The 22,974-nt window shown below is 42.0% G+C and carries 19 protein-coding genes; 5 read left to right on the top strand and 14 right to left on the bottom strand.

What is annotated here, in order from left to right:
• Positions 1-54: 54 nt before the first annotated feature.
• The 3 genes from OCV88_RS07035 to OCV88_RS07025 form a co-directional block, all read right to left on the bottom strand.
• Positions 55-1,047 carry an ABC transporter substrate-binding protein gene (locus OCV88_RS07035; protein ID WP_158424828.1) on the bottom strand — a complete coding sequence of 331 codons (993 nt, stop codon included), beginning with the start codon at positions 1,045-1,047 and terminating at the stop codon, positions 55-57.
• Between the two features lie 296 nt (positions 1,048-1,343).
• Positions 1,344-1,703 carry a P-II family nitrogen regulator gene (locus tag OCV88_RS07030; protein WP_158424827.1) on the bottom strand — a complete coding sequence of 120 codons (360 nt, stop codon included), beginning with the start codon at positions 1,701-1,703 and terminating at the stop codon, positions 1,344-1,346.
• Positions 1,704-1,719: 16 nt separating this feature from the next.
• Entirely contained in the window at positions 1,720-2,958 is a 1,239-nt protein-coding gene (locus OCV88_RS07025; protein ID WP_158424826.1) for an ammonium transporter, read from the bottom strand.
• 504 nt (positions 2,959-3,462) lie between these two features.
• On the opposite strand from OCV88_RS07025, the gene OCV88_RS07020 reads away from it, so the two are divergent.
• Positions 3,463-4,776, top strand: a complete 1,314-nt coding sequence (locus OCV88_RS07020) for an IS30 family transposase (RefSeq protein WP_158424825.1) — start codon at positions 3,463-3,465, stop codon at positions 4,774-4,776.
• A gap of 257 nt (positions 4,777-5,033) precedes the next feature.
• Here OCV88_RS07020 and OCV88_RS07015 read toward each other — a convergent pair whose 3' ends face one another.
• The 3 genes from OCV88_RS07015 to OCV88_RS07005 are packed head-to-tail and all read right to left on the bottom strand — an operon-like array spanning position 5,034 to position 9,532.
• The gene (locus OCV88_RS07015) at positions 5,034-6,260 is read right to left on the bottom strand and encodes an NAD(P)/FAD-dependent oxidoreductase (RefSeq protein ID WP_158424824.1); all 1,227 of its coding nucleotides are present in this window, start codon (positions 6,258-6,260) and stop codon (positions 5,034-5,036) included.
• On the bottom strand, positions 6,217-8,877 hold the full coding sequence (locus OCV88_RS07010; RefSeq protein ID WP_262590896.1) for a molybdopterin-dependent oxidoreductase: 2,661 nt from the start codon (positions 8,875-8,877) through the stop codon (positions 6,217-6,219). The genes OCV88_RS07015 and OCV88_RS07010 overlap by 44 nt, the downstream gene beginning before the upstream one ends.
• A 10-nt stretch (positions 8,878-8,887) precedes the next feature.
• Complete coding sequence (locus OCV88_RS07005) at positions 8,888-9,532, bottom strand: 4Fe-4S dicluster domain-containing protein (protein WP_262590894.1); 645 nt, start codon at positions 9,530-9,532, stop codon at positions 8,888-8,890.
• Positions 9,533-9,873: 341 nt separating this feature from the next.
• On the opposite strand from OCV88_RS07005, the gene OCV88_RS07000 reads away from it, so the two are divergent.
• Positions 9,874-11,226, top strand: a complete 1,353-nt coding sequence (locus tag OCV88_RS07000) for a GntT/GntP/DsdX family permease (protein ID WP_158424822.1) — start codon at positions 9,874-9,876, stop codon at positions 11,224-11,226.
• A 115-nt stretch (positions 11,227-11,341) separates the two neighbouring features.
• On the opposite strand, the gene OCV88_RS06995 is transcribed toward OCV88_RS07000, so the two are convergent.
• Positions 11,342-12,238, bottom strand: coding sequence for a LysR family transcriptional regulator (locus OCV88_RS06995; RefSeq protein ID WP_158424821.1), 897 nt, complete (start codon positions 12,236-12,238; stop codon positions 11,342-11,344).
• 244 nt (positions 12,239-12,482) lie between these two features.
• Between OCV88_RS06995 and OCV88_RS06990 the strand changes: the two genes are divergently transcribed.
• Complete coding sequence (locus OCV88_RS06990) at positions 12,483-13,385, top strand: LysR family transcriptional regulator (protein WP_158424820.1); 903 nt, start codon at positions 12,483-12,485, stop codon at positions 13,383-13,385.
• Positions 13,386-13,516: 131 nt separating this feature from the next.
• Complete coding sequence (locus OCV88_RS06985; RefSeq protein ID WP_158424819.1) at positions 13,517-14,365, top strand: aspartate/glutamate racemase family protein; 849 nt, start codon at positions 13,517-13,519, stop codon at positions 14,363-14,365.
• A 126-nt stretch (positions 14,366-14,491) separates the two neighbouring features.
• On the opposite strand, the gene OCV88_RS06980 is transcribed toward OCV88_RS06985, so the two are convergent.
• The gene (locus OCV88_RS06980) at positions 14,492-15,523 is read right to left on the bottom strand and encodes an enoyl-CoA hydratase/isomerase family protein (RefSeq protein WP_158424818.1); all 1,032 of its coding nucleotides are present in this window, start codon (positions 15,521-15,523) and stop codon (positions 14,492-14,494) included.
• Positions 15,524-15,647: 124 nt separating this feature from the next.
• Positions 15,648-16,655 carry a beta-keto acid cleavage family enzyme gene (locus OCV88_RS06975; RefSeq protein ID WP_158424817.1) on the bottom strand — a complete coding sequence of 336 codons (1,008 nt, stop codon included), beginning with the start codon at positions 16,653-16,655 and terminating at the stop codon, positions 15,648-15,650.
• A 98-nt stretch (positions 16,656-16,753) separates the two neighbouring features.
• On the opposite strand from OCV88_RS06975, the gene OCV88_RS06970 reads away from it, so the two are divergent.
• On the top strand, positions 16,754-17,077 hold the full coding sequence (locus OCV88_RS06970) for a histidine kinase (protein WP_158424816.1): 324 nt from the start codon (positions 16,754-16,756) through the stop codon (positions 17,075-17,077).
• A 116-nt stretch (positions 17,078-17,193) separates the two neighbouring features.
• Here the strand turns inward: OCV88_RS06970 and OCV88_RS06965 are convergent, their stop codons facing one another.
• The 5 genes from OCV88_RS06965 to OCV88_RS06945 all read right to left on the bottom strand — a co-directional run bounded on the left by OCV88_RS06965 (position 17,194) and on the right by OCV88_RS06945 (position 22,815).
• On the bottom strand, positions 17,194-17,982 hold the full coding sequence (locus OCV88_RS06965) for an SDR family NAD(P)-dependent oxidoreductase (RefSeq protein ID WP_158424815.1): 789 nt from the start codon (positions 17,980-17,982) through the stop codon (positions 17,194-17,196).
• Positions 17,983-18,255: 273 nt separating this feature from the next.
• Positions 18,256-19,221: a 3-hydroxyacyl-CoA dehydrogenase family protein gene (locus OCV88_RS06960; RefSeq protein ID WP_158424814.1), complete on the bottom strand. Its 966-nt coding sequence runs from the start codon at positions 19,219-19,221 to the stop codon at positions 18,256-18,258.
• Positions 19,222-19,265: 44 nt separating this feature from the next.
• Positions 19,266-20,426 (bottom strand): thiolase family protein, encoded by a 1,161-nt coding sequence (locus tag OCV88_RS06955; protein ID WP_158424813.1) that lies wholly within the window; start codon positions 20,424-20,426, stop codon positions 19,266-19,268.
• A 260-nt stretch (positions 20,427-20,686) separates the two neighbouring features.
• Entirely contained in the window at positions 20,687-21,997 is a 1,311-nt protein-coding gene (locus OCV88_RS06950) for an acetyl-CoA hydrolase/transferase family protein (protein WP_158424812.1), read from the bottom strand.
• 47 nt (positions 21,998-22,044) lie between these two features.
• Positions 22,045-22,815, bottom strand: a complete 771-nt coding sequence (locus OCV88_RS06945; RefSeq protein WP_158424811.1) for an SDR family NAD(P)-dependent oxidoreductase — start codon at positions 22,813-22,815, stop codon at positions 22,045-22,047.
• Positions 22,816-22,974: the final 159 nt, after the last annotated feature.

The following is a 22,974-nucleotide window of genomic DNA, read 5'->3' as shown; positions in this document are numbered from 1 at the left end:
CTGCCCTCAAAGGCTTGTGTATTTTAATTTTTATTTTCCCGTTTTATTTTTCTTTTATTCTTCAATGGCCTTATATCCGTCCGGAACCTTAATGTTCATCTTTTCACAGATCGTCTTATCATATTTCTTTACAAACTCCGGAGCATATTCTATTGGCATTTCTGAAATATCCCCTTCACCGGTAAGAATTTTCACTGCCATCTGTCCTGTGGTATATCCAAGATCATAATAACTGATAGACAGCGTGGCTACGCCGCATCCTCTACATGCCCCCTCTTCTCCGGCAATCACCGGTACCCCGGCAGACAGACAGATGTTTGAAATAATACCTGTATTAGATGCTACTGTGTTATCGGTAGGAACATAAATAACTTCTGATTCGCTTGCTGCATTGGTTGCAACTGTAGACAGGTCATTGGAATCAGAAAATGCATATGCCTTACATGTGATTCCCAGCTTCTCCAGAAAACCTGTAATTGTATCAACCTGATATTTGGAATTTGCTTCTGCGGAGCAATATAAAATTCCTACCTTTTTGGCATCCGGGAACAATTCATGCAGCATATTTGCCTGCTCATCCAAAGGTGCAAGATCTGAAGTTCCGGAAATATTTCCTCCTACAGTTCCATTAAAGTCTTCTATCTCAAGAGCTACCCCGTATTCAGTAATTGAAGTTCCAAGAATAGGAATTTCCGCTGTTCCGGCTGCTGCCGCCTGCAAAGCCGGCGTACCATTAGCCATGATTAAGTCATAATTGTTGGACACAAAACTGTTTACGATTGTTGAACAGGTATTAGAATCATTCTGGGCATTTTGAATATCTATCTCCACATCATCCCCAAATTTTTCTTTCAGTGCATCCTCAAAACCTTTTGTGGCCATATCCAAAGCATCATGCTGCACCAGCTGGCACACGCCTACTGTATATTTTGCCTTTCCCTCTTTGGCTGCTGATGCATTTTTATCTCCTGCCCCTTTGTCCTGACATGCGGTTAATCCAACTGCCATACAGGCCGCCAGAACTATTGCAAATATTTTTCTTTTCATCTTTTTCCCTCTTTATACTTTTCTGCGTTGAATCGTTACGCTTTTATGCGTTAAATAGTAGCACTTTAAATCAAAAAAGTCAATAGCTTAAAAAAGAATGTGCAAAGCACATTCTCCGCCTGCGGCGGGCCGCTTTTGCGACATGACTCCATTCCGCCGCAGTGCGATCATCAGCGGAGCGTTTTTTTGCTCTATAGGAATCGGTACTTTTCAGCTTTATCACAACACAGTATTTCCTATAGAGCAAGAAAAAAGATATGCCCACATTTAAGACATATCTTTTTTCATTGTCTTTCTTATTTCTCGGAAGTATATATGGCCTTTTCTCCGCTTTCTTTTGTTCTGATTCTCAGAGCACTTCTTATTTCATAAGTAAATATTTTTCCATCGCCATACTCTCCGGTATACGCAGCCCTTTGGATGGCCGCTATTACTTTTTCCTCCCACGTCTCATTAGATACTACCACTTCAAACTTTACTTTTGGTATCATCTGTATATCCACTTCCGTTCCCCGCACAACTTCTGTATACCCTCTCTGCTGTCCATATCCCATTACTTGAGATACCGTCATACCGTTAACGTGAATGGCGTTCAGCGCATCAATCACCTCTTCCATTCTGTCGTTTCTAACAATCGCCTCTATTTTTATTATCATAATCAGCGTCCTCCTTCTAATCCCAGCCATTAAATGACGGATAAGCACTTTCTCCATGCTGGGACTGATCCAGACCAATACGTTCCTCTTTCTCGTCCACACGGATTTTCGTAAAGGCTCTTACAAGTCCGTAACAAATCAAAGTTCCCACAACTGCTACTGCAATGGTAATTAATATTCCCGCAATCTGGACTAAAAACAGCTTTACATCTCCAAATACAAGGCCATCCCAGCGGGCAGCGCCGTTAATAGACTTCTGCGTAAACAATCCCGTTGCAATTCCTCCCCATATCCCGCCAATTCCATGACAGCCAAATGCATCCAGGGCATCGTCTATTTTCAGTTTCTTTTTAATCAAAGATACGGTGAAATAACAGATGGGGCTTACTAATATACCAATAATCAATGCTGCCCAGACAGGAACAAAACCTGCCCCGGGAGTAATCCCTACCAGGCCCACTACCAGACCGGTAGACGCTCCAACCAAAGTTGGTTTCCCGGTTTTTATAATATCTATTGCCATCCAGGATAGTAATGCTGCTGCTGCAGATACCGCAGAAGTCATAAAAGCATGAGCCGCCAGACCATTTGCTCCAAGAGCACTGCCTGCATTAAAGCCGAACCATCCAAACCATAAAAGGGATGCTCCAAGTACTACAAAGGGAATGTTGTGTACATGGTAATAGGTGTGTTCATAACCTTTTCGTCTGCCAAGCAGAATTGCAAGTACCAAAGCCGAAACTCCGGAACTTATATGTACTACATTTCCTCCTGCAAAATCTACAGAACCGATTTTTTCCAGAAATCCCCCCTGTCCCCACACCATATGAGCCATAGGGTAATATACGATTACAGACCAGAAAGCGATAAACAAAAATAACGCTTTAAATTTCATTCGCCCAACTAAAGCACCTGTAATCAGCGCCGGTGTTATCATAGCAAACATCATCTGAAATAAAATAAATACCAGATGCGGAATATTTTCAGCGTAAGGACCGGCTTCCATTCCGATTCCCTTTAACCCAAGCCATTCAAAGCTGCCTATAAGCCCGGCATGATCACTTCCAAAAGAAAGTGAATAGCCAAACAATATCCACATCACAACAGAAAGTCCCATAATTGCAACACAAGCCATCATTGTGTTACATACATTTTTTCTTCTCACAAGACCTCCGTAAAAAAAGGCCAGTCCCGGTGTCATCAAAAACACAAATGCCGATGCTATCAGCACAAAAGCAGTATCTCCTGTATTCATAAAATATCCTCCCTTATTTTTTGTTATTTAAAAAGAATCCTGCCACGGCAGGATTCTCCGCCTGCGGCGGGTCGCTTTTGCGACATGACTCCACTCCGCCGCAGTGCGATCCACAGCGGAGCGTTTTTTGCTCTATAGGAATCGGTACTTTTCAGCTTTATCACAACACAGTATTTTCGATAGAGTAAAACAGAATCCTGCCACGGCAGGATTCTCCGCCTGCGGCGGGTTGCGTAAACAACATGGTATTTCCTATAGACCAAAAAAAGGTGCCTGAAAGACAGTTATCCTGTCTCTCAAACACCTTTGTTCTGAACTTAATTTAGCAGAATCCCGAAGAAATTTCAAGTAGTTTTTTAGAAATTTATATATGATCTAAAATGAAATTTTAAATTCCACTCCCTTATTCCCCAGTGGAATTTACTCTCGCACAGTTGATATTTACTCTTTCATATATTAGTGATACGGTTATGTCTCCTTCTGACAGCAGTAGGAGGAGATTTTATGAGCAAATTTATTCCCGGTAACCAGAAACATCTTACCCTTGAAGACCGTATCTACCTTGAAAACGCTTTGAACACAGGCTGTTCTTTTAAGGACATCGCAAAATTCCTCTGCAAAGATCCGACTACTATTTCAAAGGAAGTCAAAGCACACCGTCTTTCTGATTGGTATCATAAGGGCACTTTTTATAATGCCAAGAACTTCTGTATCCACCGGTATCACTGCAGAAAAACTAATGTCTGCGGCAAGATCATTCTTTGTGGCATTAAATGTGCTTCCTGCCCCACCTGTAACCAGACATGCCCCGATTTTGAAAAAGAACGCTGTAACAGACTTGACAAAGCCCCTTATGTCTGCAATGGCTGTGATAAGAAGATTAGCCACTGTACTATTGCCCACAAGTACACCTATAATGCCCGCTTTGCAGACAGAAAATACCGTGAAAAACTCAGCGATTCCCGTGCCGGGTTCAACATGACAAAACGTGAACTTCATCAAAAGGATATGATTATCACTCCCTTGATTCAACAGGGGCAGTCACCCTATCAAATCGCCACGAATCATCCGGAACTGGATATGTCTGTCCGCACCATATACACCTATCTTGACAACGGATTATTCACAGCCAGAAACATTGACCTAAAACGTAAGGCGAAGTTCAAGCCGCGCAAATGTCATAAAACACAGATCACTGACCGGTCTGTTTTTGAGAGGCGGACTTATGTAGATTTTCAATCAGTAAACCCTGATGTTCATGTGGAAATGGACACCGTCCATTCTTCGCAGGAATCTAAAAAGACACTACTAACTTTCTTTTTCCCAAAAGAAAAACTCTTTCTGGCATTCCTAATGAACCGCTGTACAAAGGGCTCTGTACGCCTTGTTTTCGACCATCTGGAAAAACGTCTGGGAACCTATGAATTCCTCTCTCTGTTTGAATACCTGCTTACAGACAGAGGTTCTGAATTCGGCGCCCCAGAGGCACTTGAAACAGGTGTGGAAGGAATTCAGCGTACCAGCATTTATTATTGTGACCCTATGAGAAGCGGACAGAAAGGCGGTGTGGAAAATGCCCACACCATGCTCCGCATGGTACTTCCCAAAGGGACAAGCTTTGAATATCTGACCCAATGGGATGTGAATCTGATCGTGAATCACATCAATTCAACTCCACGGAAAAGCCTCGATGGCAGAACACCATATGATGCTGCCTTGGAATCATTCGGTAAAAATACCCTGAAAGCACTTCAGCTTAAGCGCATTTCACCCCATGAGGTTCATTTAACGCCTAAGCTGATTCGCTATAACCACTAACTAACTTACAAAAATCTGCTGTCGGACTGGAACTTAACTTTTCACGTTTTATGAATATGGCCGGTGGAATTTAGTCCTGCACACAGAATTCCAGTGGCCCATTTGCCATGCCCTAAAATCGGATTTTTTATAAGAAGTCAGCTTAATTATAGCAGATATCTGGAATCTTTACTTTAAAAACCTCATATTTCAAGCTAAATTTAAAAGGGCAGTGGAATTTAGTTCTGCACTGGAATTTACTTTTTCAATTCAGCAATTTATATATGACCAACTTCTCTGCTGCTTCCTATCAGATCTCCATATTCTAGTTCCAAAACCGGTTTATCTAGCTTGCGGATATCTGCTTTTGTACTAATCAGCTGATTCAAAATCCCTGCAAAATACAGATCTCCCTGCAAAATCATTCCAAATATCTTCCCTTCCTTGTGAATAACTTTTTGATAACTTCCGTTTTCCTTCTCTTTTATTTCTACAGTATAGGAATCATCAGGAGCCTTGGGCAGCCCATAAGCCATGGTTGGAATATTAAAAGTATGAATGGTAGCTTTCCCTTTAAAAAAATCTGTCATGGGAAATTTTGTTCCGGTCATATGATACGCAGCAGTCATGGCTTCTTTGGCAGCCGATGGCCATACCATATTTTTTCCGGTAATATCCCCAGCTCCATATACACTTCTGTCGCTTGTCTGAGAATACTCATTAATCAACAGCCCATATTGGTCCCTCTTTAAATCCGTCTGTTCTAACAGCTCAGTATTGGCTCGTGTCCCTGCCGCGATAATCAACAGATCACAGGGCAGCGTTTTTCCATCTGTTAATATTAATTCCCGGATCCGGCCGTCATCATCTTTTAACGCCTCTTTTATCCCTGTGTTATATATCTGATGTACTCCTCTTTTATCAAATTCTTTTTCATATATATCTGCAGCTCGCTGATCCAGCTGAACAGCCATCATATGGGAGTTTACATCCAGCATAGTAATCCGCTTCTTTAAATGCAGCAATCCATACGCCGCATCAACCCCTACAAGCCCGGCTCCAAGAATCACAATATTACGTGCAGTACAGGCCTTCTTTAATACAATCTCACAATCTCCCAGTGTATGAAATGCACAGACATTTTCTGCATTGTCAAGTCCTTTCACAGGCGGAAGATACCCACGGGATCCTGTGGCAATCAGCAGTTTATCATAAGAAACACCTTCTCCATCTTCCAAAAACACTTTCTTTTCTGTACAATTAATTTTTACTGCCCGCTTCCCCTTCTTCCAGCAAATTCTGTTATCTTTCAGAAAAGTTTTATTTATAAAGGAAATCTGCTCTTTTGTCTTATCTCCGGACATATAATAATGCATAATACATTTTGAATAAATCTCAGTCTCTTCAGAAATCAACAGAATTTCTGCTTCTTTATCCAGCTTTCGCAGCATATCTGCTCCGCTAATTCCCGCCGCGGATGCCCCCAGCACAACATATCGCTTCATGACCTTCCCCCTGTTTTTCTATTTTATATATTTTTGTTTTCACAAGAATGTCAACCGTCGCAGTCAAAGGGTCCATGCCCCGGATAGAAAAATCAATTAATTGATTGAAGTGAATCCCCTTTCCCCTGGCAACAGGCATTCCCTTGGCCCAGTGCCCAGATACTCCCATAATACCTATGCACTGTGGATGGATTCCCTGCCTGGTTTTTAAATATCCTTCCACCATATAGCCGGCAGCAGATTCCAGTTTTACATGATCCCCTGTTTTAAGTCCTAATTTTTTTGCTGTATCTTCATTTATATTTACAAAATATGAGTACGGATTACTTACTGAAACTTCATCTATCCATGCCAGTTCCTGATTATTAGAATTACTGTGAAAAGTATCTGCCCAGGAAAATGTGTAAAATGGATATTGCGTTTCATCGGCAAGATGTGCATCACAGGGTGTCCATTCCGGCATTGGCTGATATACATCCCAGTCCCAATAGTCTTCCAGCTCCAATTCAACTGCAATTTCATGAGTCTTTTCTTTTGCATTCAGCATAAACTCCCAATACACCATAGTTTTTACATCTTTTTTAAATGGTCTCCAGTATACTTCCTCCACTTTTTTAGGCCAGGATATAAAACCATGCTCTGTAAACCATTCCCAATTATACTGCTCTCCAAAGTGAGAACGGCAGGCACGGTCACAGAGATCTTCCCACTGGATTTTCTCATCCGGTTTTAGTGCAAGCGCACCCTCCAGCTTAAGCTCTGCATTATAATACCCGTTCAATTTCGGTGTAAGTCCCATCCGGTGAGCCAGTTCTACCACTACTTCTGCCATATCCCTCCGTTCATACATAGGCTCCACCACATGGTGGCTTGTATGAAAACACCAGGGCTGACCCACTCCTGTTGGAATATTATGATAACTGTGCTGAATCCCCATCCAGTCATCACGTTCCAGATAACAGGCGTCCGGCAGAAGAATATCGGCGAAAGCCTCATTAAATTCATTAGAATAAATATCACAGTCCACAACAAAAGGAATATCTTTATAAAATGCTTCTCTGATCTTAGGCGACGGCCCATTCATCAAAGCATTTGTGGCATAATTTATAAGTACTTCATGCCTAGTCCGAAGGTTTGCTTTCTCCAGAACCTCCATACGATCTGCAGCATTCACCCATAGCATTTCCATTGCTGTCGGAAACATTTCTTCCAGATCATGTTTAGGCTTTTGGGGATCTCTAAAAGGCCAGAAGCCTCCTTCCGGAAACAGCCATTTTCCTGCTGTTTGTGTAAAACCGTCCTTTCCCGCCTTACACGCAAGATACGGCCGGTGGGTATCAGGATGTCCCCAACATTCTACCCCGGCAGATACTACACCCCCCGGTACATTTGCCGCCCCCATAACCTGATTCAAAAGATCCATAGCAAACAGTGTATGAAATCCATTTTTATGAGTTCCTGCGGATCGTATATTATATGTTGCTACCGGACGAAACGGCAGTTCTTTCCCATCTATCGTAATTGTTTTTCCTATTTGGGCTGCCATTGCAAACTCTTTTGCGATCCGTCTTATAGTTTCCGGAGGAACAGACGTCCTCTCTGATACGTTTTCGGGAGTATATGCCAAAAAACGCTCCCTCATCAGCACCCAGGATGGTACACATTTTCTTCCCTCCACACAAAATGTTCCCTCCAGAGCATAATCTTTTATATCATAATCATCATATGGCTTAGCAGTTTTACTTACAGGATCCCATATATATGGTTTCCCGGTCTGCTGATTTCTCACATATTTACCAGTATGAATGTCAATCAGATAGGAAGCATTGGTTCTGCCCTTTAAATATTCAACATCATAGATTTCCAGCTCATTCACAATTACATTTAACATGGCCATACAAATAAGGCCGTCTGTTCCCGGAATAATGGGAATCCACTCATCCGCTTTTGCAGCAGCGGAATTACACATGGGATCAAAAACAACCATTTTCATTCCCCGTCTTCTCGCCTGAGCACAATTATGAGTGGCCCACTGCTGAAAACCGCCATTTGCGGCATTCGTTCCAAATACAATCATATATTCGCAATAATCAAAATCCGGAAAAATACAAAAAGCCCCGTACTGTGTACTGTTCAGGTAATGCCCCATATTTCCGCACATAGATCCCGCCGCATTAATATGTATGGGGCCCCCTTTTTCATTTGACAAAATTGCCATCATGGGCACAAAAAAATATGGAATAATCTGATTTCCGGCGACAATGCCATGCTGAATAATTATTTTAGAAGGATCGTCATCATACGCCGTCTTCGTTTTTTCGGCAATGGTCTCTAACGCTTCCTCCCAGCTGATCTTCTCCCATTTGGGATCCTCTCCGATACCTTTTTGCGGATTAGTTCTTTTCAACGGATAATTCAGCCGGTTCGGATCATATAAGACCTGCAGCCCCGCCATACCTCTAGGACAAACTCCCCCTTGAGAGCCCACACTAGAATCTGCCACTCCCTCCAGTTTCATGCAGACGCCATCTACAACATGAGCCCGCAGCCCGCATTCACTCTGGCATCTGTGACACTGTGTATAAACCCATTTATCCTTCTTTACCTTTTGATTCATAGCAGCCTCCCTACTCCATATAATACACAGATGGTTTTGCCTGTGTTTCCGGACAAAGTGTATAAACTTCATTTTCCCTGATTAATTTGGATACTTCACTATCCGGGTCATCTAGATCTCCAAACACACGGGCTTTTGTATAACAGGTATTTACGCACGCCGGTGTTGCCTCCCTGTCCCGCCCCGGTATCAGCCCCGCTTTTAACCCCCCGTCAATTCTTTCCATACAAAACGTGCATTTAACAACGGTACCTTCTTTATATGGATTCAATTGCTCTCCTAATTGCTCCCTTTCAGATTTTCCCTGCTCATAATAAGAAGTATTTGTTGTTTTAACATAATTTCTCTGGTGGTAGGGACATGCCATAATGCAGTACTGACATCCGGTACATTTATCAGCGTCCACTGCCACAATTCCATCCTCTCTCTGATAAGTAGCACCAGCCGGACATGCCTGAGCACATACAGGATCCCCACAATGATTGCAGAGTGTTGGTATCATAAGCTTTTTTACATTCGGATACTTCCCCTTCTCCGTTATAATTACATGATTAAAAAACATGCCAGGCAGCAGAAAATGCTCCTGCTTACATGCAAGTACACAGGCGTTGCATCCATAACACTTTTTTAAATCAATGACCATTCCCCATCTCACAATACAGCCCTCCATTTCTCTTTCTTTTCCTGAATTGTAAAGCATCTGAATCTCATACGACAAACATGACTTTTTGGTTTCTGACAGAAGTTTTTCTTCTTACCGGACCTCAAATCCCCATACGAAAGGACTTTACATTTCAGAAAAGCTCAGAATCTATTTTTTAGAACCAGGGTTCTAAATATCCGTTTTTACAAACGTCAAAAACGGCTGTTATGATAAGTACATCATAAAAACACAAGGCAGTGATTCACAGCACATCTGCCAAAGAAAGGAGTCGCAGGAAAATGAACTGATCTGCTGTGGGCACAAATAAACTTGTAATAGAAGGGAGAAGGAAAATGACTATTGGTATTATCGGAATCATCATCGCACTGGCTTTATTTATGCTGCTGGTATACAAAGGAATATCCTCATTTATTGTTGCACCTGTCTGCGCTATCATTGTTGCCGTAACAAACTCTATGGGAGCTGTGGATACATTTTATACCTTTGCCCAGGGACTAGGAGAAATGATTATTCAGCTTTTTGCTATTATTTTTCTTGGGGTTGTTCTTGGCAAAGTCTATACAGAAACCAAGGCTGCTGCATCTATTGCTAAAACGCTGACCACCAAATTTATCGTAAAACATCAGGGAAACGCTCAGGTACGTATTGCAATTCTTATTATGTTGATTATCGCCGGGGCAATGACTTTAGGCGGAATTGACGGATTTGTCCTTACCTTCACAACATTTCCAATTGCTTTTATCATTGCAGAAATGGTAGACATTCCGCGAAAATACATTCCCGCTATGCTCATGTTAAACTGTGCATTTATGGCCTGTCCCGGAGCGCCGCAGATTGACAATATCGCCATGGTCGGCGCGCTGACTAAAGAAGGGTATGATGTAAGCTCTACATCAGGCCTGGTTCCGGGTCTTATTGCAGTGGCGGTTGTAATCATACTAGGATATCTGACTTTAACTACCATGATTATTAAATCCAAAAAGAATGGGGAACATTTTGACCCGGGCGATATCAAAAAAATAGATATTTTCTCTGAGAATATTAAGCTCCCAAATTTCTGGATTGCACTAATTCCTCTTATACTGGTATTTTTACTTTATTCAGTAGCAAAGCTGGACGTTGCTATTGCTCTGGCCGCCGGAAATATCGCAGCTTTAATTCTTATGGGACGTTATATTGATAGGAAAGACGGCTCCTTACTCAAAGGTCTTATCAAAACCATTAATGACGGAGCAGGCCAGTACCCTCACGCCCTTGCAACAGTATCTACACCATCCGGACTTGCGACTGTTGTCACTTCAACAGCTGCCTTCGGTGCAATTGTAGGCGCTCTGTCCACACTCAGCCTGCACCCGGTCCTTCTTGGACTTCTTACGATCTGCGTTATCGTTGCCCTGACCAGTGCTCCCCCTGTAGCACTGTATGTGGGTCTCCCAATTGTAGTAGGGATTCTGGCATCTAAAGGTATTGACTTTAATGTTCATGGCCTTGGGCGTGTTGCCGCCCTGTCAGCTACCACCTTTGAATCCCTTCCGGTTAACGGTATGTGCGTGCTGACCATCGGGCTTGCCCGTACAAGTTATAAAGAATCTTACCTGCCGATGTTCCTGAATACCGTTGTTTATACATTCGCAGCCTCACTCCTGTGCGCTCTGATCTATATAATTGCTCCGGGACTAAATTAATACACACTGCCCCTTATAAAGAATAAAAACCCGTCGCTTTAAACTATCCTGTCAGAAAATTTTCCGACAAAAGAATTGTTCAAAGCAACGGGTTTTTATTTGAAGTACAACATAATCAGAGGTTAATTTTCTGATTAACAAACTGATTGACAAATAAAGGAATCGCAGGATTCAAATTATTTTTATTCCAGGCAAGATTGATCCCGACGCCTGAAATTTCCTCCGGCAGCTCTAAAATTTTGTAAAATTTATCATTGACCTGGTAAGTAAGCGGATCTAAAAAAATGCAGCCATTTCCAAGACGCACATTTAAAAGAGCAGTATCTATATTAGCCGCCTCCCTGGTGTTCCACTGTTCAATTCCATAAGAATGAAAGATTCTCTCTTTCCCCTTCATATGAGCCTGACAATCCCGATCCTTTACCGTCCAGAACACCTCGTCCCTAAAATCGGAAAAATGCGGAGACGATTTTTGGGCCAGCCTGTGATTTTTTCCATATAACAGAAACTGATGTGTATTACATACTCGTTCATATAAAAACTCAGAATTGTTAATCTCATCAAAATCATGCAGAAAAATAACATCAAAAAAATTGGATCTGATAAAAGAGTCCAGCGAACCGTTAGGCGCACATCCAAAATCAAGGATAATATCCGGATATGTTTCCCGAAACTGCATTACAATTTGATTCAAAAAAGACTCAATCTGCATATTGCAGTAAAATCCAATACAGAGACTGCCCTCTTTTCCTTCATTTAACCTCAAGGCATTTTTATGTCCCTGGCGAAATAATTGATCCATCTCCAAAAATGTCTGATACATGGCCGCCCCGGCAGGTGTCAAACGCAGATAATTATTTCCCCGTACAAATAGTAAAACTGAAAGTTCCTCTTCTAGCAGACTGATCTGCCTGCTGACTGTTGATTGCGATGCATAAAGCTTTTGTGCCCCATTGGATATATTCAGGCAATCTGCCACACATAAAAAACATTCAATTTGTTTCGAGTTCATACGGCCCTCCTGCTTGTATCATTTTCCTGTCAGCCAGCATGCAGCAGGCTTTACATATTTAATATTATACATTCAATTTCTTTACAATTATAGTCAAATTTTCCTTTTTCACATTTATCTGGATGCATTTTACGCATTCAGCTTCCGGTTTTTTCGACTGTACCTTCTTTTGCCCTAATGATATAGTAATTCTATCATAAGGTTATGCTTCTAAATTCTATTCATACAGAAAGCCGGTGATTTTTTGGATTATAATCATTATATTCATCTTAGACAGCTGCAGTATTTTATTGACGCGGCCGAATGCCTGAGCTTCACAAAAGCTGCTGAAAAAAATCACATTGCCCAGACGGCTATGAGCCAGAATATTATAAATATAGAACGCCAGCTGGGGCTGAAACTGTTTAAACGAACCAGGCATTATGTAGCCTTGACCGAAAGCGGAAAATCCTTTTATGCAGATGCCAGACATCTTCTGACTAATTTCTCTCAGGCTGTAGCCAACGCCTGGCAGATCGAAAATGGATGTACCGGCATTTTAACAATCGGTTTTCAGGGACTGCACGAAAAAAAAATCCTGCCAGAGCTCATCCGTAAATTCCGGGAACAGCATCCAGATATTCAGATTACTCTGATACAGGATTCCATTCAAAACCTCAGCCAAAAGCTTGAGACAAATAAATTAGATCTTATTTTTACAATCAGCTTTGAACCATTTCATACAGAAACAATTACTGAAAAAATTGTTTCCAGCGAACCAATCTGCGCCGTTCTTCCCCAGGACCACTATCTGTCCGGGAAAAGAAAGGTAAAACGAAATGTATTCTCCAATGATCCGGTGATTTTTGTCAATCCCAAAATCAGCGAATATACCTTTAAGGCAATGATACGTGATTGTCAGAAAACCGGGTTTATCCCCAACATAACAACATATACTTCAGACGTTGAATCTGCTCTGATGCTTGTTAGTGCCGGAATGGGAATTACCTTTTTTCCAAAGTGCTGCTGCGAAATAAATCCGGGACTCACCTTTATAGATCTGGATAAGGATTCCCGGGTAGAGATCGTCGCTCGTTTTAAAAAAGATACCTCAAATCCGGCAGTTTTCTTATTTGAACAGATTTTAAATCATAATGTTTCCCATTGAATTAAATTTTTGTTGTATAAAAAATTCTGACTGAAAGAACCGCAGTCTGCCATGCATTAAACTCACTGTATTCAAGCTTATGCAGATGCTATAGTAGCAGCATAAAATATAAATCAGAAAGGGGTTTTTCAATGAAAATCATGCTGGCCAACGTTGCCATTGCTAAAGAAAATGATGATTTTGCTGTTAATCATCTTTCAAAAATCTGGAAGGAAAATTTTAATTTAGTAAGACGTCCTGACACAGAAATTTTTTCAAAATTTAGTGACTGGGGGATTATTGGCATGGAAGGCTTTTTTTATCCGGCAATTGATCTCTTAAATTCCCAGGCAGTACTGCAATCCTGTCTCTCAGCGGAAAAGGAAGGGTTTGACGGTATCCTGATTACTTGTTTTGGCGATCCTATGCTTGATCAGATCAGAAGTCTTGTAAATATTCCCGTTATCAGTATTGGTGAAGCTTCCCTGTACATGGCAGCAATTATGGCTAAAAAATTTGGTCTTGTGGTTATTTCAGAAGCAAATATTCATGAAACCTGGCACAAAGTAAATATATTAGGTCTGAAAGATTTCTGTGCCGGTATTCAAGCTACACCGGAGCCTCCTCAAAAACAGCCAGAAGGACTTATTCATGCATCTGAAACTATAGATAGTTTTATTACAGCTGGAAAACCTCTAATTAATCAGGGCGCTGAAATTTTGATTCCCTGCTGCGGCCTGATGTCCCCTGCACTGCGGATTGCCCCCGGCTGTGAGAACTCCCAGCCTCATGGTCTGACACAAATTGATCAGGTTCCCATTATGGATGTTTTATCCGTTTCCCTTCAGTTATTAGAATCCATGATTATCTTAAAAAAATCCGGTTCCCCCTGGATCAGCCGCAGAGGTATTTACAGAACCCCTCCGCAAAGTGCACTAGAATCCGGAAAAATGGTTCTTAATGATAACAGACAAAAATTCTGGACATTACGGCTAACTTAATATGATTCTATTTCAGGGTAATCAAGCCGCTTCCGCACTGCTCACAGAAAAAAATAAGATGAAGCAGCTCTTTCCAGACTGCTCCATCTTATTTTTTACTATAATACCTATCCTTATTTAACTATTCTATTTATCTGCCGGTGCCGGACGATATGGTTTTACCGGTTTTACTTCATATGGATTTTCAGCTTCGCCCGCTTCTACTTTTTTGAACCACTCGATAGGCTCTGTACGGAACTTTGCCCATGTCTCACAGTTCTGAGGCTGCTGCATATAATCAAATGTATAACGCCAGTCATTGGTACGGCTGATATATTTTTCATCCTGCTGACCGGAATTCTGATCTCCCAGATCTCCTGCTGCAATACGAAGTAAAGAACCATACTGCTCGCTGACTGTATGTAATTTCAGATCTTCTACAAGCAGTTTCTTTAACGGACGTTTTGCAAGATTGGACATGATTGTACGGTTTTCATAAGACATTGTTTTCCACATACGGGCAATTTCCCATGCACGATCCATAACTTTGTCTTTTGGTACTACTTCACTTACCATTCCCCAGTCAAGCATCTGCTGAGCTGTCCACTGACGTGTTGTCATCATGTAATAATTGCCGCGTTTTGTTCCAAAATAATGCTGCGCCATAAGTCCCATTGCATCACCAGGTACTAATCCGCCGTGGGCATGAGGTACTTCCATCCATGTATCCTCAGAAGCAATTGTTACATCACTAAGCATTGCAGAATCCCAATGGAAACCGGATCCTGGAATTGCACCAATTGTAGGAACATCAAGGTCAAAAATCATATTTTTGATCAGGTTTGTGTCATCAAAATACTGATGCTGGAAACGCTCTGTAGGCAGTTCAGAATATGTCTCCCAGCCGTTAGGATCAGACTCTGTCATCCAGCTGTCACCGATATGTGTAAAAATGATAATTTCATTTTTAAAGTCCAGAGAAAGCATTCTTACCAGCTGTCCAATTGCACGGTGAGACATTCCGCTGTGATGCATCGGGCCGTCATTTGTTTTCCATGTTACCTGAAGGATTCCATCTTCACGGTAAAGATCTGCAAAGTCTTTAAACCATGCGCCATACTCTTCAAGTTCCGGTAATTTGGCATAAGGTGCCATAGGTTTGTTTTTTTCGTTTGCCATAATATTTTTCCTCCTGAAATTTCATTATGTAGTTCTTCTCTATCTGGTTTTGAGTATATCATCCACCTGACTGCAAATGGAAATTCTCAAAATTTGAACGGTTATGTCAAAAAGTTATTACCGTTTACCCCATACTTTTCGCTGCGAAATAAGTTGTTCCGTATTTTTCTCCGGCTTCTGTCTTCGCTGCTTCTAGTTGCTCTACACTGATTTCTTCCAGTGCTTTTACAACAGCCTCATGATCCAGAGGCTCTAATCCCAGCATCTTGCGGGCTTCAGCTGAAGTTGCCACTTCGTTTCCATAAGCTTCTACCGCTTTCACAGCCCGTTTTACAAGCATCAGATTTGTTGCCAGAATTTTTTTGCCATCTTTATCTCTTCCGTATACCACGTTATCTTCCATACCCACACGAATATGACCATCATTCGCCAGGGCAGAAAACATAACCGGCAGATGTCCTTTTCCGATTCCGAAGGCAGACCAAGTAATTTCCTCAGGAAGATTTCCTTCAGACTGCAGTCGCTGGATGTAAGAAAGCATTTCCTGTACATCTCTTGGAGTAGCCGCCATACCTCCTACAACCCCCAGACAGAGCTGAAAATGAAGAGGTGCTTTTACAATTCCTTTTTTCCAGTAAACGCCAACTGCCCGGATCATCCCCAGATCAAACACTTCAAATTCCGGTTTAATATTCTTTTCCTGGTACAGGTTTCCAAGATTTGTTAAAAAAGTAGGAGAGTTACTGAAAATTCCTCCTGGGATTCCCCAGTTAAAAGAACCGGCATCAAAAGTTCCCATTTCAATTCCCGGTACGTTTCCATGGTGAAGCATTCTTACTGCATTCCCATAAGGAGAGTCATCAGAAACACGGTTATCTCCTGACGAAGTACAGTTTACAATTACATCACAGTCCGGATAATTGGTCCGTATTAATTTAATTGTCTCGTAAAATTTTACAGGATCCATAACGCCTGCCCCGGCATCATCACGCATGTGAAGATGTACGATAGCTGCTCCTTCCTTCCAGCATTCATAAGCTGCTTTGGCGATTTCCTCCGGTGTTTCCGGAACATCATATCCATGAGGGGTAATCGCGCCGGTGAGAGCCGCTGTAATAATAGTTTTTGCCATAATAAGATCTCCTTTCGGGAATTAATTTTTATTTTTAGATTTGACATTCATAAAATCTGTGTTATACTTTCCACACATTCACTACAGGAGGGAACGACATGGAATTATTTGATGAATACAAAATGAAAAACGGATGTATACTGGTTAATCTAAACGGCTGCTCTGGAGAAGAAGACTTCTACCTGATGAATCAGATTATTGAAGAGCTTCTAAAGCCCGAAGACTCCGGTTACAGCGTGGATTCTATGTGTGTGGGCGGCTATCTGAAAAAGGACGGGATCCTGATTCGTACCAGCAGTGAAAGCCCTTACGACGGCTGCAGTTTTTATTATGACCCTGCTCCATTATCAGAGGCAGAAATCCAGAAAGTAAAAGACTGGATTTTAATGGTCACAAAGGAACTTCTTAACCGAAAAAATTAACGGCCGCATCCTGTGTTAAGCAGACTATAACAAATCGTCCATAAGAATGGAAATTCTCATTTTCCTGACGGTTATACAAAAAAATCATAACCATTCAAATCTGTTTTTTACACAAATCAGCCGCATATGGCTCCCATATCTGCTACAATTGCTTCACCATTGATCATACCGGACAGATCGGAGCCTAAAAACAGTGCAATGGCTGCTATCTCATCTACTGTCCCCAGCCGTCTCTGAGGAATCGTCTTGATTACGCTGTCTTTAAATGTCTCATTTTCAAACACAGCTTTGTTAATTTCTGTTTCTACATATCCCGGGCAGATGGCATTTACCTGAATCCCATAACGGCTCCATTCCATTGCCATAGTTTTGGTCAGATTAATAACGGCTGCTTTGGACGCCCCATACAAAGATAATCCATTAGAACCCTTTAATCCTCCTACGGAAGCAATCTGAATAATTTTTCCGCCGTTTTTTTGTTCCGCCATCTTCTGGGCTGCCATCTGGGAAGAGAAATACACGCTTTTAAAATTTGTATTCATTACCAGATCATAATCCTCTTCTGTTACATCCAGAATCTTTTTTGTTATGGCAGTACCTGCACAGTTAATCCAGACTGCCACCGGTCCCAGCTTTTGCTGGGCCTGATCTCTCAGCCAGACAATCTCATTTAATTTCTGCACATCCGCGCGGATTCCTTCTGCAATTCCTCCCAGATTTCTGATTTCCTGAGCAACCCTGCTGCATTCCTCCTGACTTCTGCCGGAAATCACCACACTGGCATGACAGCGGGCATAGGCCATGGCAATCGCCTTTCCGATGCCTTTGGTACTTCCTGTAACTACAACTGTTTTTCCTACAAAATCATAATCCGGCACTTTTACCGGCCACTGCTTTTTATCCATTTTCTTCCTCCATTTCTATAGCATAAAAAAGAATCCTGCGGCGGGTTGTACAAGCAGCATGATTTCACTCTGCCGCAGTGCGATCCACAGCGGAGCGTTTTTTTGCTCTATAGGAATCGGTACTCTTCAGCTTTATCACAACACGGTATATTCTATAGAGCAAAAATGCTCCGCATGAACGAAATCAATGCAGAGCACCTTTTAACTTCAAAGTTATCTAACTACTACCTTCCTGCCTCCGGACAAGAAGTATCCCTCGCCTTGCTCGGTCACTTAAAATTTGTGATGCAGCTTTAATATTTCAATCAGCATCTTATCCCGGTATTTTGCAATTTCGGGATTGGTGTGTCCAATCTCATCCGGGAAGTTCCGAATCATTTCATCAACAGACGCCTGAGCAATCTCGCCATATTCTTTATTTGGCATATGCTTCCAGTCCGCCATATCAGCCAGCCATACATCTCCGCCGTCTCCAAGCATTTCCATCATTGCTTTTAAACCGCCTGGATTTCCCAGCTGCATAATCATGTTATGTCCAAAAATTGCCCAGCGGATTCCGGGGCCATATACCAGGGCTTTATCTGCATCTTCCGCATTACAGATTCCCCGCATTACCAGATCAATCATTTCCCGGTAAACGGCAAGCTGCAGCCGGTTTGCAATATATCCCGGGCACTCTTTGTTCAATACCACAGCTTCCTTCCCAATTGACTGATAAAACTCTTTTGCCAGTAAAACATTGGCAGAATCCGTTTTTTCACTGTATGTAATTTCTACCAGCGGAATAAGATGCGGCGGGTTATATGGATGTCCTCCGATACAGCGCTCTGGATGAACTGCATTTGCAGTTACGTCAGAGATCAAAAGTCCTGATGAACTGCTGGCATAAATAGCATCCACCGGTGCAGCCGCCTCTATTTCAGCAAGAATGCTTTGTTTTACAGGCAGACGCTCCGGTCCGTTTTCCTGTATAAATTTTGCATCTTTTACTGCCTCGGCAATACTTGTGGTATAGGAAATACGGCTTTTAATTGTCTCAATTTCCTCTTCCTTCACAGCCTGAAATTCCAGTAATGACTTTAAGTTTCGGTCAATATTTTCCACGCATTTCTGAATACATTCTTCATTAATATCATACTGGTAAACCTTCAATCCCCTCATGGCAAACAGCAGTGTCCAGCTAGAGCCGATCACACCGCCGCCGATGGAGGCTACCTGTTTTATATCATCTATTTTCATTCTCCACACCTCACATTTATGCTCTGATTATAGTTATGTACCAATTAAAGTAATTCAAATATTCCGGCTGCACCCATTCCACCGCCAATACACATTGTAACCAGACCATATTTACCGTTGTTATCCTGAAGATAATCCAGCGCTTTACAGGTAAGAAATGCTCCTGTTGCTCCCATTGGATGACCAAGAGCCATAGCTCCCCCGTATGGATTCACTTTATCCGGATTCATATGCAGTTCTTTGATACAAGGAATCGCCTGAGCTGCAAATGCCTCATTCAGCTCAATAACATCCATATCATCAATGGTAAGCCCCGCACGCTCCATTGCTTTTGGCACTGCGTAAATTGGTCCCAGTCCCATCATAGTTGCATCACAGCCTGCCACAGCAAAAGCTTTCAGCTTTGCGATTGGTTTAATACCAAGTTCTTTTGCCTTCTCTGCTTCCATCAATACTACAAACGCTGCTGCATCTGAAGTCTGAGAAGAAGTTGCCGCTGTAACCGTTCCTGTTTCCTGGATGAAGCAGGGTTTTAAAGATGCCAGAGATTCCATAGAAGTATTTGGACGGATTCCTTCGTCTTCTGTAACAACTTTTTCATTTCCTTCCAGATCAATAACTTTAACCGGAATAATAGAAGGCGCCAGTTTTCCCTCTTTCTGCGCTTTCGCAGCTTTCTGGTGGGATTCCACTGCCATCTGATCCATCTCTTCTCTTGTAAGTCCCCGGTCTTTTACAATATTTTCAGCTGTAATTCCCATGGCCATATAAGCTCCCGGTGCATGTTCATTTAACCAAGTATCCTGATGTTCTTCCGGATAAGGTTCAAATGTGCCCGACATATCTTCCACGCCTCCGGCAACAATAACATCTCCCTGGCCGGCAGCAATAGCGTTAGCCGCTGTGGCAATTGCCTGAAGTCCTGAAGAGCAGAAACGGTTAATGGTATGTCCGGCCACACATTCCGGAAGTTCTGCCCTTGCCACAACACTTTTGGCAATATTCATAGATGTTTTATAGTGCTGAACCGCACATCCCATAATAACATCCTCAATATCAGCCCGGTTAAGCTGTGGAATTTTATCCAGCACACCCTTTAAAACCTGTGCGGAATATTCAATTGGATGAGTTCCCGCAAATGATCCTTTTCTTGCGCGGCATACGGCGGAACGTCCATATGCAGCAATCACTACTTCTCTGTTCACTATTTATATCCTCCTGTTCATTCAATTTCATAAAACATTCTTTTCTGGTTTTAGGATACCATAATTGTTTTTTTGACTGAAATTCCCCTTTTTGCTGTGCTTATACAAAAAAAACATAACCATTTCCGACATCTTCCAAAAAGCACACAGCCAGACTGCTGCACAAAATGCATTCGTCTGGCTGTGGCCTGTAAAATCAAATTTACTAAAAGGAGTTTTTAAATGGTTTTTATACTATTAACTTTATGTTAATTGTTGACTTATGATTCATAGCTGCAATGATAACGCTCTTCAAATGCCTTTATTAATTCAGGCTTAAAGTTAGGATGGGAAATCTCAATCAAAGCTTTCGCTCTTTGCTTTAAGGTTTTTCCCTTTAAATGGGCAATTCCATATTCTGTAACAACATAATCCACATCACACCTGTTTGTGGTAACTGCTGCCCCTTCGTCCAATACAGGAACAATTTTAGATATCTTTCCTTTTACAGAAGAGGGCATAGCAATAATGGCCTTACCGTGTTTCGCCATAGCTGCGCCCCGGACAAAATCCACCTGACCGCCTACAGCACTGATCTGCATCAGTCCAATAGATTCCGAGCACACCTGGCCGTTAAAGTCAATCTGTACAGCAGAATTGATACTTACAATGTGATCCAGCATAGAAATCCGCACCGGATCATTGGTGTAATCCACCGGCTGCATATTGATTTCAGGATTATGATCTACAAAATCATACATCTCTCTGGTTCCCATAATAAATGCAGTTGTAGCCACACCCGGATCAATCAATTTCTTTCTGTTGTTAATGACACCTGCCTTCATCAAGTTCATAACACCGTCACACATCAATTCTGTATGTATCCCCAAATCCTTTTTATCTGCCAGAGATGCGCATACTGCATCCGGAATAGAGCCGATCCCCAGCTGCAGTGTATCTCCGTCTTCTACCAGAGATGCACAGTTCTTTCCGATGCCAATTTCCACTTCTGTCAAAGGCCCTGGTTTCAGCTCCGGAATTGGCTCATTGTGCAGTACAAAACAGTCAATATCTGACACATTCAGACGTGCTCCGTCACTGATGGTAAATGGCCACTGATCATTTACCTGCGCAATCACCAGCTTCGCATTTTTCACTGCGGCCCTGGTATAATCACAGGACAGACCAAGACTTACCTCTCCGTTTTCATTTGGAGGTGTAATCGTAAGCATTACTGTATCAACGGTAATTGTTCCGTCCTCAAGCATCCCCGGAACCTCATGGAAGTAAGCCGGCGTATAGTCCGCACGTCCATCCATAACTGCCTGGCGGCTGAGACCGCTGACAAAGAAAGAATTATGTCTTAAATGGCCTTCCATTCCTTCTTCATTGCAGTAACGGTGCTTTCCGCTAGATCCCATGTGGCAGATCTCTACATTTGTAAACCATTCTTTATGATCGCACATATATTCTACCAGATATGTAGGCTCACTCATGGAATGGGCTAAAAACATGCGGCTGTTGGCGGGAACTTTTTTTAATGCATCTTCAGCAGACATAATTCTGCTTTCATATACCTCTTTCCAACTCATAGTTCTCTCCTCACTTGCTGTGTTTACTGTTTCCAATATTCTATCTATTAGCCAATAGCTGTAAGACCGCCATCAACGTAGAGAATCTGTCCTGTCACAAAACCAGATGCTTCTGATGCAAGGAACACTGCCGGGCCTGCACAGTCTGCCGGAACCTGCATTCTCTGAAGCGGTACGCTTGCTGCAATACCTGCTTTTGCTGCTTCTGGAACGATGCTTTCCATCATAGGTGTCATTGTAACTGTAGGTCCAATACCGTTTACAGTAACTTCCGGTCCAAACTCAGCAGCACACTGTCTGATTACCATATCAAGAGCGCCTTTTGTAGCACAGTATCCTGCATTTCCTTTCATCGGGAATGTAGCCATGCAGCTTCTTACAGAAGTGATATCAATGATTTTTCCGTAGCCGTTTGCTTTCATTCGTTTGCCGAAATGTTTATTGCACATCATAACGCCTTTTACGTTTACGTTAAACATGTCATCCCATACATCCATTGGGAATTCTTCTGCATCAAATTTTTTGTTAAATCCCTGAGAGCATACAAGAATATCTACTTTTCCAAAATCAGCAAATGACTTTTCTGCCATAGCTTCTACCTGTGCTTCATCTGTAGCATCACAAATATAATATGTAACGTCTGCTCCGCATGCTTCTTTGATTTCAGATACAGCACGCTGTAAAGACTCTTCTTTTCTGCTGGCAATGGCTACTTTTGCTCCTGCTTCTGCCAGTCCCTGGGCAATCGCCTGTCCGATACCACCTGCTCCGCCCACAACTACTGCACTCTTACCTTCCAGGTTAAATAAATTACTCATTATTTTATTTCTCCTTTTCTTTAAATTCTTGTTTTTTAATCTATGGCCAGTATAGCATCGGGGTTTTTTAAAGGGAAATTCTTAAAATTTGCACGGTTATGTAAAAAAGTTATAACAAAAAAGACGCCCTTTGATACAGGCGTCAATGTTTTCATTATT

The sequence above is a fragment of the Brotonthovivens ammoniilytica genome (assembly GCF_025566885.1).
GTDB lineage: Bacteria > Bacillota > Clostridia > Lachnospirales > Lachnospiraceae > Brotonthovivens > Brotonthovivens ammoniilytica.
The sequence above is the reverse complement of the archived record's forward strand: the minus strand, read 5'-3'. Positions and strand labels throughout refer to the sequence as shown.

What these genes read in the sequence shown, in the direction of transcription:
- OCV88_RS07035 (WP_158424828.1), bottom strand. Translation starts at nt 1,047, where the DNA reads ATGAAAAGAAAAATATTTGCAATAGTTCTGGCGGCCTGTATGGCAGTT.
- OCV88_RS07030 (WP_158424827.1), bottom strand. Translation starts at nt 1,703, where the DNA reads ATGATAATAAAAATAGAGGCGATTGTTAGAAACGACAGAATGGAAGAG.
- OCV88_RS07025 (WP_158424826.1), bottom strand. Translation starts at nt 2,958, where the DNA reads ATGAATACAGGAGATACTGCTTTTGTGCTGATAGCATCGGCATTTGTG.
- OCV88_RS07020 (WP_158424825.1), top strand. Translation starts at nt 3,463, where the DNA reads ATGAGCAAATTTATTCCCGGTAACCAGAAACATCTTACCCTTGAAGAC.
- OCV88_RS07015 (WP_158424824.1), bottom strand. Translation starts at nt 6,260, where the DNA reads ATGAAGCGATATGTTGTGCTGGGGGCATCCGCGGCGGGAATTAGCGGA.
- OCV88_RS07010 (WP_262590896.1), bottom strand. Translation starts at nt 8,877, where the DNA reads ATGAATCAAAAGGTAAAGAAGGATAAATGGGTTTATACACAGTGTCAC.
- OCV88_RS07000 (WP_158424822.1), top strand. Translation starts at nt 9,874, where the DNA reads ATGACTATTGGTATTATCGGAATCATCATCGCACTGGCTTTATTTATG.
- OCV88_RS06995 (WP_158424821.1), bottom strand. Translation starts at nt 12,238, where the DNA reads ATGAACTCGAAACAAATTGAATGTTTTTTATGTGTGGCAGATTGCCTG.
- OCV88_RS06985 (WP_158424819.1), top strand. Translation starts at nt 13,517, where the DNA reads ATGAAAATCATGCTGGCCAACGTTGCCATTGCTAAAGAAAATGATGAT.
- OCV88_RS06980 (WP_158424818.1), bottom strand. Translation starts at nt 15,523, where the DNA reads ATGGCAAACGAAAAAAACAAACCTATGGCACCTTATGCCAAATTACCG.
- OCV88_RS06975 (WP_158424817.1), bottom strand. Translation starts at nt 16,655, where the DNA reads ATGGCAAAAACTATTATTACAGCGGCTCTCACCGGCGCGATTACCCCT.
- OCV88_RS06970 (WP_158424816.1), top strand. Translation starts at nt 16,754, where the DNA reads ATGGAATTATTTGATGAATACAAAATGAAAAACGGATGTATACTGGTT.
- OCV88_RS06965 (WP_158424815.1), bottom strand. Translation starts at nt 17,982, where the DNA reads ATGGATAAAAAGCAGTGGCCGGTAAAAGTGCCGGATTATGATTTTGTA.
- OCV88_RS06960 (WP_158424814.1), bottom strand. Translation starts at nt 19,221, where the DNA reads ATGAAAATAGATGATATAAAACAGGTAGCCTCCATCGGCGGCGGTGTG.
- OCV88_RS06950 (WP_158424812.1), bottom strand. Translation starts at nt 21,997, where the DNA reads ATGAGTTGGAAAGAGGTATATGAAAGCAGAATTATGTCTGCTGAAGAT.
- OCV88_RS06945 (WP_158424811.1), bottom strand. Translation starts at nt 22,815, where the DNA reads ATGAGTAATTTATTTAACCTGGAAGGTAAGAGTGCAGTAGTTGTGGGC.